This window comes from Paenibacillus sp. plas6, from assembly GCF_057221655.1.
In genome coordinates this window covers 2646837-2662739 of record NZ_CM170151.1, presented here as the reverse complement: position 1 = coordinate 2662739, position 15903 = coordinate 2646837, and the positions used below count along the sequence as shown (strand labels likewise).

The 15903-nt window shown below is 40.3% G+C and carries 13 protein-coding genes; 1 reads left to right on the top strand and 12 read right to left on the bottom strand.

The annotated features are described in order from the left end of the window. Positions 1-104: 104 nt before the first annotated feature. On the top strand, positions 105-281 hold the full coding sequence (locus tag AC2TDL_RS11970) for a hypothetical protein (RefSeq protein ID WP_484696336.1): 177 nt from the start codon (positions 105-107) through the stop codon (positions 279-281). 132 nt (positions 282-413) lie between these two features. Here AC2TDL_RS11970 and AC2TDL_RS11965 read toward each other — a convergent pair whose 3' ends face one another. The 12 genes from AC2TDL_RS11965 to AC2TDL_RS11910 all read right to left on the bottom strand — a co-directional run bounded on the left by AC2TDL_RS11965 (position 414) and on the right by AC2TDL_RS11910 (position 15700). Then, positions 414-1307 carry an aldo/keto reductase gene (locus tag AC2TDL_RS11965; RefSeq protein ID WP_484696335.1) on the bottom strand — a complete coding sequence of 298 codons (894 nt, stop codon included), beginning with the start codon at positions 1305-1307 and terminating at the stop codon, positions 414-416. 38 nt (positions 1308-1345) lie between these two features. Beyond that, the gene (locus AC2TDL_RS11960) at positions 1346-1525 is read right to left on the bottom strand and encodes a hypothetical protein (RefSeq protein WP_484696334.1); all 180 of its coding nucleotides are present in this window, start codon (positions 1523-1525) and stop codon (positions 1346-1348) included. A gap of 106 nt (positions 1526-1631) precedes the next feature. Continuing rightward, entirely contained in the window at positions 1632-3758 is a 2127-nt protein-coding gene (locus AC2TDL_RS11955) for a carbohydrate-binding domain-containing protein (RefSeq protein WP_484696333.1), read from the bottom strand. Positions 3759-3999: 241 nt separating this feature from the next. After that, entirely contained in the window at positions 4000-6318 is a 2319-nt protein-coding gene (locus tag AC2TDL_RS11950; protein ID WP_484696332.1) for an ATP-dependent helicase, read from the bottom strand. A gap of 116 nt (positions 6319-6434) precedes the next feature. Beyond that, positions 6435-6740 (bottom strand): MGMT family protein, encoded by a 306-nt coding sequence (locus AC2TDL_RS11945; RefSeq protein WP_484696331.1) that lies wholly within the window; start codon positions 6738-6740, stop codon positions 6435-6437. Positions 6741-6821: 81 nt separating this feature from the next. Then, positions 6822-7655 (bottom strand): radical SAM protein, encoded by an 834-nt coding sequence (locus AC2TDL_RS11940; protein WP_484696330.1) that lies wholly within the window; start codon positions 7653-7655, stop codon positions 6822-6824. A 158-nt stretch (positions 7656-7813) separates the two neighbouring features. Continuing rightward, complete coding sequence (locus AC2TDL_RS11935) at positions 7814-8650, bottom strand: carbohydrate ABC transporter permease (protein ID WP_484696329.1); 837 nt, start codon at positions 8648-8650, stop codon at positions 7814-7816. Next, positions 8647-9528 (bottom strand): carbohydrate ABC transporter permease, encoded by an 882-nt coding sequence (locus AC2TDL_RS11930; RefSeq protein WP_484696328.1) that lies wholly within the window; start codon positions 9526-9528, stop codon positions 8647-8649. The genes AC2TDL_RS11935 and AC2TDL_RS11930 overlap by 4 nt, the downstream gene beginning before the upstream one ends. 73 nt (positions 9529-9601) lie before the next feature. After that, a complete protein-coding gene (locus AC2TDL_RS11925; RefSeq protein WP_484696327.1) occupies positions 9602-10969 on the bottom strand; it encodes an ABC transporter substrate-binding protein in 1368 nt (455 codons plus the stop codon). 150 nt (positions 10970-11119) lie between these two features. Beyond that, a complete protein-coding gene (locus tag AC2TDL_RS11920) occupies positions 11120-12433 on the bottom strand; it encodes an ABC transporter substrate-binding protein (protein ID WP_484696326.1) in 1314 nt (437 codons plus the stop codon). Next, the gene (locus tag AC2TDL_RS11915) at positions 12405-13910 is read right to left on the bottom strand and encodes a response regulator (protein WP_484696325.1); all 1506 of its coding nucleotides are present in this window, start codon (positions 13908-13910) and stop codon (positions 12405-12407) included. Before AC2TDL_RS11915 ends, AC2TDL_RS11920 begins: the two co-directional genes overlap by 29 nt. Positions 13911-13912: 2 nt before the next feature. After that, positions 13913-15700: a sensor histidine kinase gene (locus AC2TDL_RS11910; RefSeq protein WP_484696324.1), complete on the bottom strand. Its 1788-nt coding sequence runs from the start codon at positions 15698-15700 to the stop codon at positions 13913-13915. Positions 15701-15903 lie beyond the last annotated feature (203 nt).

Here is a 15903-nt window from a genome sequence, read left to right as displayed (position 1 = left end):
TAGAATCAACAGCTATTTTTTATTTTCTATAATGAATAATCGATTTTAAGATGACACAAGTTATAAACGTGTGAATGTACTAAGAAGATGAGGTGAAATAGCCGATGAGCAATCAAGATAATGTGCATAATATCCATGAACGAACAGATAACAACGGGCAGCGAAAAAACAGAACGCATGGTGGGGAATTTCGTAACGGTCGACTTAGTCAAATAAAAAATAATAATCCATTTGGTGATGATATCCCTAATGAATATGTGAGCACCAAGGAAGAAGATTGATTAATTAGTTTGACGTGTATTCGTGTATGAACAAAAAGCCCCCTGAAAGGCGGATCGTTATGTAATTTCTACCTTTTAGGGGGCTTATTATCTTGGATAAATCGTTACTTTATAAGTTCGATTCGCCTTTGTTTAACGATGCAGTGTGTAACGATTTGCAATACTAAATTTGCGAATTGCTTCAATTTGCTCTTCAGTTAACGGAGGCATTTGTGCAGCTGCAATATTTTGTCGCAATTGCTCGCTCGTTCTCGCTCCTGGAATAGCTACAGCTACTGCAGGATGACTAAGAGAAAATCGAATCGCTAGTGTAGTTAAATCGCTTGAGATTGACAACAGTTGTTCTCTTAATTGTTTAAGGGCAGCAACATCGTAATCAAGCACTGCTTTCTCCGGCTCACGTCCACTTGCTAAAGCACCGCTAGCAAGCGGTCCACGGGCAATCACACTTATCCCTTTATTGTGCAACAGATCAAGCACTTCCTCCTCTGCCCGACGATCAACGATACTGTATTGATTCATAACGCTAACAATCGAAGAACGCGCAGCATACTCACGTATGACATTAGGTCGAATCGAAGAAATTCCGTATTCACGAATGACCCCTTCCTGCTTTAATTGCTCAAATGCTTCTATCGTTTCATCAATATTGTCCTCGATCATACCGCCATGCAGTTGATACAGGTCAATATAATCCGTGCAAAGTCTGCGCAAACTATCTCTTACCGCACTTAAAATATATTCCTTCGAGGCATCCCATACCCAGCCTTCTTGGCCTTCAATTCGTCGATTGCCTACTTTTGTTGCTAAAATCACTTCATGACGTTTACCTTTAATCGCTTTACCAACAATCTCTTCATTGCGACCTGCATCATATAAATCTGCTGTATCTAAAAAATTTACGCCAGAATCAAGCGCTTCATGAATTAGCCGTGTTGCATTCGCCTCATCTACTCCAAGAGACATACAGCCCAAGCCAATTTCGCTAACCTGCAGCTCGGATTTCCCTAAGTAATTTTTCTTCATCCCATGCTCCTCCTAGACTATAAGAGTATTTTTATTAACTATAGTATTGTATATAAAATATGGATCTCCTTCATTTCCGAAGCTTTGCTTAATGTAAATTTTGCAAACAGCATAAGCTCCATTTGCTTGCTTCCACTTGCTTCATCTAGCCAACCTTGCGCACGAATTGCTCCTTCACGTCCATGTGTTAGCACAGAATGAATCGTAATCTGCTGCACTGATTAATATTAACACATAAAAAGACATGCGGCTCATTAGCTTGAACCACATGTCTATCACATAGGGGTGTATATATAAATGAAATGGTGCACTATTTAATAATTATTACAACAGCTCACTAAGCAAGACAGCCAGTTCAGCACGCGTAACGCTTTCGCTGCCTGCAATCGGCAACAATTCGTCTACGTTAATATCTATATTATTTAACTCCATGTAACGAGACAGAATTAACTTAATCTGTGCAGCAGTTAGCACCTGATTCGGCATAAAGTTTCCTTTGCCGTCGCCAATAACAAGACCATTATTGGCTGCCCAGCCAACATAACCGCTATACCAGCTATTAGCAATAACATCATTAAAAACAGAGTCTTCTACCTCTTCCACATCTAATAATCTGCCAAGCGTCGTAATTGCTGTCGCTCGTGTTACACTTTCATTAGGAGAAAAGCTTGTTGTACTTGTCCCAATCATTACTCCGCGATCATACAGCTTTTTAATCGCAAGGTATGCAGGGTCGTTTGTTTGAATATCAATAAATGGAAGTATGCCGATTGAGAAGTTCCATTGTGAAGCGCCAGAGAATTGCGTATTCGAGGAGACGACCGCGATCGTTAATAAATAGTCTCCATCTTCCTCTGGTAAAATTAAATCATATTTTCCATTCAGCTCAGATAATAGATATGTCTGTGCATAGTCCTCAGAAGGAACATCCGTTACTGTAAGCTGTATATCGGTTTCTGGTATATCCGCACTGTACGTAATTTGATCCAATACTACTTTTTCACCTGAAGGGACGCTTTTAATACCAGCCCCATTATTAACAGTAAAATTTACTCTTGTTTTTCCGCTGCCATCTAAAGCTTCAGTAATTCCAGAGAAGCTGTGTACAGAATCAGAAATAATAAATGCCGTATTTCCTGTACCAGCTGGTATCTGCTGATTTCCTTGTCCAGTTGATCCAGGTGGATTACCGCCAAAGCCGCCGCCAAATCTGCCTCCGCCCATTTTGCCATTACCAGTATATTGCTGTTGTTTGTCATTAACATATAAATGATATTCAGTTTGCTGCTTTAAAGTAGGTACGGTTAATGTTAAGCTTTGAAAAGCTTTATCTGCCTTATGTGTTAGCAGTTCATTGCCTGCTGCATCAGTAAGTGTAATCGTAGTTCCTGCCGCTTGAGTGGACGCAAAGCTTAGCTCCATATAAGGCTGCTTGGAACTAGTTGATACTGCATCATTACGAGTACCTAGAGCGATTACTGTACCGCCATTGATTGTAATGTCCTTATCGGCATCGATTCCACCATCTGGACTGCGCTCGTTCGACATTGTTACTACTTGACCGCCATTAATCGTTAAGTAACCATTGGAATCAATACCATCCCCCTCTGCTCCTAAGCCAGCATTAACGTACAGAGAACCGCCATTAATTGTTGTAACAGAAATATTATCTTCATTCGTATTAATTCCATCATCTTGCGCTTCAATATAAATGTTTCCGCCATTAATTGTAAGATGCAATTCAGAGTTAAGCCCCTCGTTTTCTGCTGTAATATGCAGCTCTCCTGTTCCAAAAGTTTCACCCGAAATATTCATCGTTCTTTTGGAATAAAAGGCTCCATCGTATTTATGCAGCTTTTTTGTTGTGCCCTCTTGGTATATTTTTGCCACATAGGAGCCATTCACTCTGTTTACTGATCCATCAGCGATAATGACTTGCGCTCCCGCCTTACTTAAATCAACCACACCTTTCGTATCCTCACTTGCACTGTAAGGCTCGTACACATTGTAGATAATAACCGCCGGTGCAACTGTATTCGTTATATCTATACCATCAAGAATCAGTGTTACGACTGCGCTTGGGTTTCTTACTGCCTCTTCTCCGAGGTCAATCGCTAACTGCCCTGCAGAAAGCAATCCTGAAACACGATAAACACCAGGCTGAGTGATTGTAACTACTGTATGCTTCGCTGCTTCCTCTGCACTATGGGCATCTGCTGCTGTGCCTTCGCCGTAGCTGCTATCATGCCCTGCTTCATAGTAAATGATATTTGCTCCAGTATATACAGCAGCCGAAGAATCCGTTGAAGCAGTAACCCCATCTACAGTAATTCCTGTATCAGATAGCTTGATTACTGTTTCATTCGTTGCTGCAAATACTCCTTGTGGAACGATAGCGCAAGTTATGGCTAAGGCAAAAACAAGCAGTAACGAACTACATCGTTGTTTCATACGTACCATCTGCCTTTCATTAAATATTTTTTCCATTAAGGTCAATTCTAGTGTATAAAGTTTCTTTTAAACTAGGATTAAGGAAAGTTGAAGATTTGCTGAAAGGAAGAGAAAGGAGATACTTATCAGCTCGTTACTATCAAATAGAAGCCCAAATAATAAAAAACCGCCAGTCAACATTAACTGAAACTGGCGGATTTAAGGCTTTATGGTATAACATTAATATATTACATTTATGCCTTTAAGATTTCATGGCAATTAACAACCCATTCTCCAAACACTGGGTAAGACTAAGGCGTTTAGTTCCTTCGACAAACTCAATCACAATCCGCTCATGATCAAGCTCAACAATTTTTCCTTTTCCAAATTTGATATGGGTAATTGTTAAGTTTACATGAAGCTGCTTACGGTCACTTATGCTATTGGGATGTCGTACTTGCTTCGGTCTTGCTTGTTTCGGTTTTACTTGCACAGCACCAACTTGCGAAGCTGTACGCTTTATTGGTTGATTTGCGGACGAATTCGTCTTTTTCGACGGTGGCTGGACAATCTGGCGAACCTCTGTCATAAAGCTTGATTCAATTGCTCGCTCACCGCCACGCTCGGAATACGTAATTAGCTCAAGATGTCTCTTTGCTCTCGTCATGCCAACATAAAAAAGTCTGGCTGCTTCTTCTAATTCCTCCTCCTTGCAATCATGCTTGGAAGGAAGCACTCCCTCGAGCAAATCGATCATATACACCTTCTCAAATTCCAAACCTTTCGCACTATGCAGCGTCGAAAGCGTCACAGCATCCTTTACTCTCCGTCGCGAGGCTTGCTTTAACGTTTGATCGAGATGCTTTAGACGCCAAGCAAACTGCTCCATCGTTTCCAAATCTTCAGCAATTTCCTCTAACGTATTGATGATGCCGATAATATAATCTTTACGGAAGCCAAGCCGTTCACATATTTTGCCAACAGCCTTTTCATAACCGAGACGCTCGCGAATCATCTTAATCGCAGGCAGCGGCGGTATCCCTTTCATCTCTTGAAACACCTGCTTATTACTTTCAATCAGCTCCACCTGGTAAGGCTGAAGCTGCACATTGTTAAGCAAATTATCAAACACCGATTGATCGTTTTGAATTTGCTTCAAGAAGGCAATCTGCTGCTTACTAATATAGCTGTTTAATTTTAGATGAATTCGTTCCAGTAAATCGACTCGTTTATCGGTAAAGGACATCCGCATAAAGTTTAATATGTCCTCAACGACCCAATGTGAGAAAAATCGTAAATCTCCATCCTTTACGTAAAATGGAATACCTGCTCGCTCTAACGCATTAATTAGCGGAATTGACGAGGCATTATTACGATAAAGCACCGCAATTTCTCCTAATTTCTCTGCGTTTTTTACCTGCTCCACTATATATTTGGTCTGATCTTCTGCTTTACGAACAGTACGGAATTGAATAGGTGGTCCCGCTTCATTTTCAGTAAACATCGTTTTAGGGTAACGCTGTTTATTGCGCTTAATAAACTGTGCTGCTGGGCGAACAATGTTTGCAGTCGAGCGATAATTTTGCTCCATATAGAGAATAACTGCTTCAGGATAAACCTTTTTAAATTCCAACAAATATTTTGGCTCTGCTCCGCGCCAGCTATAAATCGACTGATCATCGTCTGCTACTACACATAAATTGCGATGCTGCTGAGCAAGCTGGGCGATAATTTGATGCTGAACAAGCGAAGTATCCTGACTTTCATCGGTAAGCACATAATCGTAGCGTTGCTGTAGCATCTTCCGCAGTCGCTCATCCTCTTGCATCGCCTTATTGGCAAGGATAAGCATATCATCAAAATCAATCAGCAACCGATCATAAGCAGACTGCTTATAGCGCTCATATTCCTCTAGCAGCTCTGCAGCATGCGGCACATCACAGCTTATCTCTGACCATTGCTCTCTTGTCAGCAATTTATTTTTAATGTAGCTAATATAGGTTGTCAGCTCATCCATTTGCTCCTCGCTAAGCTGTTCTCCTGCAAGGCGAGTATACAGTTGCCGCAAAATCAGCTTTTTATGCGGGATGGCAGCAGCCTGATCCATCCCCAACTCTATCGCAGCATGGCGGTTACGATTCGCCTGCTGATTTGCAAACAACACATCTTCTGTATCAGCTTCATCATTTAAGCTCTCAACATCCCCTTCAATAATATGAAAGGAAATGCCTTTCTTGCGTAAATACATTCTTGTAACTTCATAAGCAAAGCTATGAATAGTAGAAAAGGATGGAGGAGAAATTTCAGGAAAAAGTTGATTAAAGCGTCGCTGCATATCCCCCGCTGCTGCTTTACTAAAGGTTAAAGCTTTAATACGCGAGGGATGAACACCTTTTACCTCGATTAAATAACCGATTCTCATTATAATCGTTGTCGTTTTCCCTGAGCCAGGTGAAGCAAGCAGCAGCAACGGTCCTGATGTATGAACAACGGCTTGCTGTTGAATTTCATTAAGCCTTATCGCTGACTCTTGAAACCTTTTTTCAAAAAATTGTCGCTCCACTCCGATGACTGTTTCCATTGCTTACTCCATTTCTATCTTCATATCTATCAATCTCTCTATTACTTAGAAAAAAACTTTTTACATCAGTCCATTATAACATCATGCCGCAAGTCTCTCTAATAAGAAGCAATCTCTCATAGCTTAAGCTGATATTTCGTTAAATCTATCTGCCCGCTTTCATCCACTTCAACCTGTTCACTGCTTAAATAAAGCATTTGCTTAAAGCGAGCTTCCTCATCCTGCAAAGCAATTTTCCCTTGTGCGTTGACAACACGATGCCAGGGCAGCTTATATTTATGACTCATCGAATGCAAAATTCGCACGACAGCTCTGGCACCTCTAGGGTTGCCTGCTGCTGCAGCAATTTGCCCGTATGTCATCACTTTCCCCTCTGGAATGGCTGAAATAATCGCAATCACTTTTTCAGTAAAAGGCGTCACTGCAAAGCTCATCTCCGTTTCATATTTTTACTAGTTCATTATCTCTCCTGAATTGACTAGGGTTAATCTGGTTATCGTGCCCTACATTGGAAATGCTTCTTCCTTAGAAAGAAATATCATTTCCTCGGGAAAAGTTTTCTTAAAATAGTTTTCTACTCTTAAATGGATATCGTGTTCATACCATTCTGTTAAGCCATGCTCTTTAAACAACTTAGGCATGCCCAGTCTTGCAGATCGCTTTCCTTGCAGGCCATCACCTATCATAAGTGTATCAATCCAAATACGATCTACAATCCCTACTAATAGCTTAGGGAACTCGGGAGTAAACGGTAAAACAGGAGAAATTGCTGCCTGCGTCATAATTCCTGCTTCATGCAGCTTTCTTAAAGCTTTTAGACGTTGCTTAATGCCAGGGGCAAGCGGAGCAAATAGCCGCTTAATCTCCTCTCTATCCGTCTCAATCGTCATGGAAATTATTAGATTGCACTTTTCTTTTAACTTTAATAGCAAATCTATATCGTGTATAACAAGCGGACTACGTGTTTGAATGACTAGCAAGTCCGGCGGCAATTCAAGCATAGCCTCTAATAATCGACGAGTGATTCCTGCCTGCCGTTCCAGCGGCTGGTAAGGATCAGTTGCTGATGACATATAGATGCGAACTGGCTTGCCTTTGCGTCGAAGCTTGCTCATTTCCGTTAAATAAATCTCTGCTGCGTTTATTTTTATATCGATCCAATTTCCCCAAGGTAAATCTCTAAACCGTTGCAGCGGCATTTCCCTTACATAGCAATATGAACAGGCAAAAGCACAACCACTGTAAGGATTTAAAGAATGGGTAAACCCGCTGTCCAAATAGCCCTTAACCTCGGTAAGAATTTGCTTTGCCATTTTTTCTTTTATTTCAATATTCATATCGCTCACCTTTTGCCGGAAATTGTTTTGCTCATTTTATCAGATCATAACGTAAAGAAAAAGCTGACAAAAAAAGATGCCCCAGTTTCTCAAGAAACTAAAGCATCTTATATATCCTAATTTTAAATTAGTTGGAGTTCTCAATCAATTCTGTATAGTTATCCCTTTACAGAGCCTACTGTTAATCCGCCAACGAAATATTTCTGTAGTGCAACAAATAAAATAAGAAGCGGTAAAGCACACAAAATACATGCCGCGAACAAGACGTTCCATTGAGCTGGATTTTGCTGATCCCCAAGGAAGCCAAGCATTGCTACAGGCAATGGTGCAGCACTTGATTTCGTAATAAATACCATATTGAAGAAGTAATCATTCCAAATCCATACCCCTTGTGTAATAATAACCGATACGGTTACAGGAAGGAGCAGCGGGAAAACCATTTTCCAAAATCTCGCGATGATGCCTGCACCATCAAGATAAGCAGCCTCCTCAATCTCCTCTGGTACACTGCTGCGGATAAAGCCCGTGTAAAGGAAGGTTGAGAACGGAAGACTACATGTAATAAACATAAGAATTGGCGTATATTGACCAAGCGGAATACCTAAACTTTTAATCATTTGAATAATTGGAATGAGTACCATCTGACCTGGCACTACAAGCCCTGCTAAAAAAAAGATATAAAGAAATTTACTAACTTTCGTACGAATTCGTGCTATTGGATATGCTGCCATCGAAGCGAAGATAACAACAAATATAACAGATACAACCGTTAGCACCACGCTATTCCATAACGCCACTGGAAAATTCATTCGCGTATATGCGGAGATAAAGCTTTCTAACGTGAACTCATTAAACCAATTCAATGGATTTGTCATATTCTTTGGTGAACGAAGTGAGCTGGATAGCACAATAATTAATGGCACTAAATTAATAAATACTAGCGCAAGCAGCACAACATGCATCCCCAGCTTTTTGAATAGAGTTTCAGTCTTCATGCCGATACCTCCTTCTTATTCAACGTAAAGACGCAAACAATCGTAATAAGAATAATGATCGCAAATGAAATAATTCCAAGCGCAGCCGCCTTACCAAATAGCTGATCAGTAAATGCCATCTTATACATGGCAAATATTAATGTATTAGTCGAAATTCCTGGACCACCATTTGTCATAATGAATGGGAAGTCAAACGCTTTTAATCCGTTAATGACACTTAATGTTATATTAATGGTTACCGAGGTTGCTAGCATTGGCAGGGTAATAAAGCGGAATAGTTTCCATCTGCCTGCACCGTCGATTTTCCCTGCTTCAATAAGCTCCTGAGGAACGGTTTGTAAGCCTGCTAGAAAGATAATGACGCTCGTACCAATATTTTTCCAAATATCAACAACAATAATTGAATAGAGTGACTTGGTATAGCTGCCTAAAAAGTTGGTATCCCATGTTGTAATACCAAACTTTGCTAAAAATGACGCAATCAAGCCATCCTGCGGCATATAAACATAGCTCCAAATAAAGCCGACAACAATTGCACTGAACAGTGTCGGAATGTAAAAAGCTGAACGATAAAACGCCTTACCAGAAATACTTGCATTTAAAAGTACTGCAATGATTAGGGCAATAATATTACCTAAAATAACCGTAATTGCTGTATAAATTAATGTGTTTTTTATTGAGGTTAATAAAATGTCTTCTTTAAATAACTGCTTAAAATTATCTAAACCAACATAATTAAAAGATTGAACGTAGCCGTTATAATCCGTCACACTATATTGAAATAACTTCATAATTGGAAATATCCAAAAAATACAGTAGAAAACAAGTGCAGGAAGTACAAAAAAGTACATTGTTTTCTTCATGACCGTACTATTCATGATGATTCTTTCCCTTCCTATCAAATAAACAACGATGGAGCAGAGTCGCTGCTCCATCATTGTGCCAATCTTTTTATTTGTTTAGCTCTGTATATTTGTCCTGCATTGCTTTCGCTACATCTTCCGCAGTTGTTGATCTGCCGCCAATAATTTCTGCAAATTTAGATTGCATCACATCACTTACACCTGCAGGCCACATTTGATTACAGAAGTAGAATGCATTGCCTGTTTCTTGAATATAACTTAATACATTAGCAAAAATATCATTTTGTAGCTCTACACCGCTAAATACGCTAATGGATGGATTAGAAGCAACCCATGCTTCAAAAAGCGGAGAATCTTCAGCAAATAGATATTCAAATACTTGCTTAGCTTCCTCTAAATGCGGAGAGTTAGCATTAATCGCATAACCAGCTGCTGTAGATGCAGACGCATATACTGGTTGTCCAGGCTCATTACCTGGCAAGGAGAAGAAGCCGCGTTCAAATTCTGCTGCACCATTTGCTGTTAAGCTTGGCAAATCCCATGTACCAGTAAAAATCATAGCCGCTTTACCATCAATAAATTGCTGAGCAGCTTGTGAGCTAGCCATACCTAAAGAGCCAGTCATCACATAGCCTTTTTCATAAAGCTCTTTATATTGATTAATCGTTTTAATCCACTTTTCATCAGTTAGCTGTGTTTCACCAGTTTGCAGCTTATTATCGAATTCTGGATCAGTTGGATAGACATTGTTTGCAGCTAATTGATACATACCAAATTGAATAACCCATGGATCTTTATCACCCATCGTAATTGGCGTAATGCCTGCTGCTTTAAGCTTTTCAGCCGCTTCTAGGAAACTTGGCCAGTCCTGCGGAATATCAGTAATACCTGCTTGCTCAAATAGTGACTTGTTGTAGTACACACCTAAAATATCCATACCTTTGGAAACAGCATACGTTTTTCCTTCATAGCTCATATCATTTTTGGCTGAAGGACTTACACGATCCCAAAAGCTAAGGTCAGATAAGTCAGCAGCATAGCCAGCTTTCGCAACCTCAATTGCTCCCATATTAGCTAGCTTAGGGAATACTAGAAAAATATCTGGACCTTCCCCAGCACCTAGCTTCGTTTTCACTGTTGTGTAATATTGCTCATCAGGCAACTTTTGTACCTCAAGCGTAATGTTCGGGAACTTTTCTTTAACTAATCTTGGGAAGATTTCAAGCTCAAAATCTTCACCCTCCGCAGCTTTTGAGCCAGAAACAAGCATTGTTAGCGTAATATTTTCAGCGCTAGAATCGCTTGCTGCTCCTGAGTTGTTTGCGCTTCCAGTATTGCCAGCATTACTTGAAGAATTTGAGCTGGAACCACTGTTACTATTGCTTGAGCATGCTCCGAGAATTAGCAGCATTGCAATCAATAGCATAATTACACTTTGTCGACTAAATCTTTTCATGCAAAAACCCCCTACAGAATGAAGTTGTTGTCTACATCTTCATTCTATAGGGGGGATAAACTTTCAGTAAGCGCTTCATATTTTGGCTCACTACCTCATTTTTTAGGTATCAAGCCAATTTAACTTATAGTTACTCACTAATCCGAGAGGCTACTGCGTGCGTTCCAATTCCTGCTGCAGTTCGCTTAAATATTGCTCTGCGGTATAGCTTTCATCAGTGACGAGCAACTGCGCATTATCCCAAGCAAGCAGCTGTGCACTTGAACTGAAACGCGCCTCAAACCATAACGCTCCTTTAGAAACCTCATTAATTTTTTCCTGTACAACCTTTGTTAAGGTTGGAATATTTTCTGGCATATTCTCAACTTGAAAACCAGTAATCATTCCTAGCTCACTCATTGCACGATCGCCATAATGCTGAAATACATATCTCATCCATTTCCCTACCTCTGGCGTGTAGGCTTCCTTAGAAAACGAGGTCGTTAAACCTGCATTAACGGGATATTCATCTAAGCTGCCAGTGCCGCCTTCAACTAATGGAATGCTAAAGAAGCCAATTGCATCCTCGCCAATTTGATTGCGGCTCTTATCGTTAAAGGCTCTTAGCTGCCAACTGCCCATATAAAACATAGCCGCTTCTCCTTGTAGAAAGGCATTAACTGAGCTATCCATATCGACCGTATTGACACGCTTGCCAAGATACCCGTTTAACCCCATTTGCTGCACAGTTTCAGCCGCCTTGATAAATCCTTCATCTAATAAAGAAATTTCACCGCGATCAACTCGCTCCATAACATCTGCACCATACATTCGAATTACATAAGCATTTATTAGTCGTGTAATCGGCCACTTATCTTTACCAGCAACAGAAAATGGTTGAATTCCTTCGTTGTATAGCAGCTCCGCAATGTTTAACAACTCTTCCCATGTTTGCGGAATGTCTAAATTGTATTGCTCAAAAATATGCTTATTATACCAAAAGCCTTCAATATTAAACTCTAGCGGCAAAGCATATAATCCCGCTCCGTCTACATTAGCTTTGAGCAGTTCCACTGCTGCAGGCAAAAGCTTGTCCATTAATCCTAGCTCTGTGAATACCTTTTCAAGATCTAACACAGCATCGCTTTGAATCATTTCAAGCAACGGCTTGCCTGATTGATAGCTGAACAGCACTGGCAGATCATTGCTTGCTGCCAGCAGCTCGACGCGCTGGTTCAAATTGCTATCTGCGACATTATCAAATTGGTAGACAATATAAGGTGCCTGCTGCTGATATTCCTTCGTTAGCTCACTAATGATTTTTGCGCTTCCTTCATCCTGCTTATTTACGCTTAAATACATAATGCGCTGCTCTGCTGGCTGCTCAATGATCATCGATGATGTCTGTGAGCTGCAGCTAATTAATAATAAAAGCATAAGCAGTAGACAAAGCAACTTAGCTGCTCTCTGAAATGCTGTCTTCATAAGCCTTCTCCTTCAACTGCAAGCGATATTGCCCCGGCGTTATGCCTACGTATTTTTTAAAAACTTCTGTAAAATGCCGTGCATGATAATAGCCAACACGTTCACTAATTTCCTGTACTGCCAATCCCTCACTGAGCATTTGCTTTGCCTTTTCAATGCGTATTTTCGTTAAATATTTAATGTAAGATAACTCCATTTGCTCCTTAAACAGCAGGCTAAAATAGGTCACATTCATATTAACATGCTGGGCAACTTCCTGTTGGGTCAAGTCCCTACCATAATGCTCCTCCATATATTGAAGCGCCTTTTCGATTGCAGCATGCTTTGTTTTCTGTCTTGTGCTGACAAGCCAATCAATAATTCGCTCTAGCTCTGCTCTTAGCCAGCTAACTGCCTCATCTCTTGTCGTTTTGTTGCGCAATTCTTTTTGTGGCACAAAGCCTTTCGGAAATATATCTCCGATATTGCCGCCGGTTTCTTTTACGGCATCGCTACAACGGATAAATAGCTTTAATAACTCTAGCTCTGCTACATCGGGATCGGTCACATTCGTTTTTAGCTCATCTAAATAATGATCAAGCTTCTCCATAAAAGCTTGCTTATTGCCTAAGCGCAGCTCAAATAGAATTGCTTCTTCCTTTTCCGAGCTATTTAGCTTTACTTCGTTAGAATCACCAATGTTTTCAAAAGCAACCCATTCATGTCCCTCAATATAGCTACCATAGCGAAAGGCATGAAGCGCTTCCTTATAACTTTGTGCAGCTTCAGATATGCTAGTGTAAGTTTTGCCTGAACCTATCGTTATTTGCTCAAATTGCTTAAGCAGCTCCCGCCACTTTGGACAATTAATATCGTTATGCAGCAAAACATGAATATACTCCTTACCGTGTCGCAAATGAATCATGTCATAGGTGGCAGGAAGCTGCAATTGCAAATGTTGATCGCTTACAATAACAGTTACTCCAATTGACTCTTGCTCTTTCACGTGATAGCACTCCTGCCATGCCTCTATTGCTCCATCTGCTTGCAACAAAAGATCTAACGTGCAGCTTTCAAGTTGACTTCTGCTGCTCTGTTTTTTTAACTCATCAAGCTGTGTGCGTCTTTCAATAAAACTAACTGCTTTTTGAATTGCTTCACGAATTTTATCCAAAGTTATCGGCTTTTCTAAATAATCAACAACACCAAGCTTAATCGCCTTTTTCACAAATTCATATTCATTATAGCCGCTAAAAACGATACAAATCGTATCGGGAGATGCCTCCTTAATCGTTTGAATCAGCTCTAATCCGTCAATTCCTGGCATGCGAATATCAGTTAACACAATGTGCGGCTGATGCTGCTTTATAAGCTGGAGAGCTTCATTTCCGTCCTTCGCTGTAGCAACGAGTTCAACCCCATATTCAGACCAGACGATTAACTTCTGCAATCCCTTCAATACAAGATGTTCATCATCACATAAAATAGCCTTTAGCATGGTTAATCCTCTCCCTTTCTATTCTGATGTGGGAAACGCAGCTCAACATGTGTTCCTTCATTCACTTTGCTAATAATTTTCAATTCACTTTGCTCTCCATAATATAGACGCAATCGTTCGCGAACATTGCTAAAGCCATAGCCTTTTTCAGTCTGCTGAATATCATCCATCCCCACCCCGTCATCAGAAACGGTAAATACAAGATATTCACCATCTTTACGTCCAGTTAGCTTAATCGTGCCTTCCCCTTGCTTAGGCTCCAGTCCATGATACATTGCATTCTCTACTAGAGGCTGAAGCAATAGCTTCATAATTTCGAACGATTTGACCTCATCGTCAACATTTTCGATGTAGGCGAAGCGATTATCGTAGCGTATATTTTGAATAATCATATAATGCCGAATATGCTCAAGCTCCTTAAACACAGGAATAAAATCCTTCCCCTTATTTAAGCTGAGCTTAAAGCTTTCGGAAAGTGATAGTGCCATTTGTGCAATATCTTTTTTATCTTCCAGCAACGCCATAAAATAAATTGAATCCAGCGTATTATATAAAAAATGGGGCTTAATCTGCGATTGCAGAAAGCGCAGTTCTGCCTCCCTTTCCTTCAATTGTGAATCTAATAAGCTTTCACTAAGCTGCTGATTGGCTGCTGCCATGCGCACGAAGGTTTGTCCAATAACACCAACCTCATCAGTAGCAAATGTATCTGGACCATTAATCACACTGTTCTGACTTCCCTTCGCCCAATCAACAATCATTTTTTTTAGCTGAAGCAGAGGTTTTGTGATCGAGCCTGACACAATATACGAAACTAGTAAAGCAAGGCCTGCCATTAAGACAGCAATTAACATCGTTATACTACCAATGCGATCAGATTGTTTTAACAATGTGTTCATCTCTACAAAATGAATAAAGCTCCATCCTGTTGAGTTATTTTTAATTTGACTAACAATATAACCAGCCTCTATTAAGCGGCTGACTGTTTCTTCAATTGAATCGCCAAGACCGATGCTTGCAGTAAGGGAAGGAGCTAAATCATAAACCGAAATTGGTTTAACATCATGCTCCGTATCAAACACAAGAAATCCATCTTGCTCGCTGCCAAACACCGCTTTATTAAAAATTGATTTATTAATATTAATAACAAGCAAGCCTATCATATCACCTGTTAAGCGATTAGGATCTCTTAACAGTTTAACACTGGAAAAGGACTCTCCTTCGCTGCTTTCCTCAAGCACATTGTAACCGAAAAATACTTCCTTTCCTTTAGCTTCGAATGCCTCCTTATACCAAACGGTATTCTCAATCTGGGCGCGCGTCTCTTCAGAACCATATTTTCCTGCTTGCTCGGAACGGCCAAAGCACACCGAACGAAAGTTTTTATCAAATATACAGATTGAATCGATGTTTTGCGTATCGAATAAATTGGCAACAACAATGTTTTGCAGTTTATTGGCAGTTTGCACATCGAGATGCTGTTGATTTTTCTCCGTTCCTGCCCCACTGCGATATAGATCGCGCCGCAAATCTTCATCCGCAAGAATGATCCGATTCATATTAACAATGTTGTTAAATAATAAATCAGTTACTTCGCTCGCAGTCTGTAAATATGCCGTATTGCGTTCAATATGATTGCTCACCAATGTATCCTTGGCAATATTGATCGACACATATCCTAAGATGACAAGCGGCGGCAGTGATGCAAGAATCATTGCAACAAAAAATCTGCGACGTATCGACGATTGCCGAAGGACATTTGATAGCCTTTTCATAATATTCCATCTCATAGCATGAAAATCTCCTCGTTGAGCCCAGCATTTCAAAGCAGTCAATAATGTACCCTCATTATAACAGAGTGTTAAAGAAAGGATAGGTGAGCATTTTATTTGGTCAATACCGAATTTTTTAGGTACCACCATAACAGCATATATAAAACTAATATCCCCGCCTTATTTTAACAGGGGGATGAACCATAAACCTGCTAATGGCG

Excerpts from the sequence above, each read along its gene's own strand:
- AC2TDL_RS11935 (WP_484696329.1), bottom strand. The coding sequence starts at position 8,650 with ATGAAGACTGAAACTCTATTCAAAAAGCTGGGGATGCATGTTGTGCTG.
- AC2TDL_RS11925 (WP_484696327.1), bottom strand. The coding sequence starts at position 10,969 with ATGAAAAGATTTAGTCGACAAAGTGTAATTATGCTATTGATTGCAATG.
- AC2TDL_RS11920 (WP_484696326.1), bottom strand. The coding sequence starts at position 12,433 with ATGAAGACAGCATTTCAGAGAGCAGCTAAGTTGCTTTGTCTACTGCTT.
- AC2TDL_RS11965 (WP_484696335.1), bottom strand. The coding sequence starts at position 1,307 with ATGAAGAAAAATTACTTAGGGAAATCCGAGCTGCAGGTTAGCGAAATT.
- AC2TDL_RS11915 (WP_484696325.1), bottom strand. The coding sequence starts at position 13,910 with ATGCTAAAGGCTATTTTATGTGATGATGAACATCTTGTATTGAAGGGA.
- AC2TDL_RS11955 (WP_484696333.1), bottom strand. The coding sequence starts at position 3,758 with ATGAAACAACGATGTAGTTCGTTACTGCTTGTTTTTGCCTTAGCCATA.
- AC2TDL_RS11940 (WP_484696330.1), bottom strand. The coding sequence starts at position 7,655 with ATGAATATTGAAATAAAAGAAAAAATGGCAAAGCAAATTCTTACCGAG.
- AC2TDL_RS11970 (WP_484696336.1), top strand. The coding sequence starts at position 105 with ATGAGCAATCAAGATAATGTGCATAATATCCATGAACGAACAGATAAC.
- AC2TDL_RS11950 (WP_484696332.1), bottom strand. The coding sequence starts at position 6,318 with ATGGAAACAGTCATCGGAGTGGAGCGACAATTTTTTGAAAAAAGGTTT.
- AC2TDL_RS11910 (WP_484696324.1), bottom strand. The coding sequence starts at position 15,700 with ATGAGATGGAATATTATGAAAAGGCTATCAAATGTCCTTCGGCAATCG.
- AC2TDL_RS11930 (WP_484696328.1), bottom strand. The coding sequence starts at position 9,528 with ATGAATAGTACGGTCATGAAGAAAACAATGTACTTTTTTGTACTTCCT.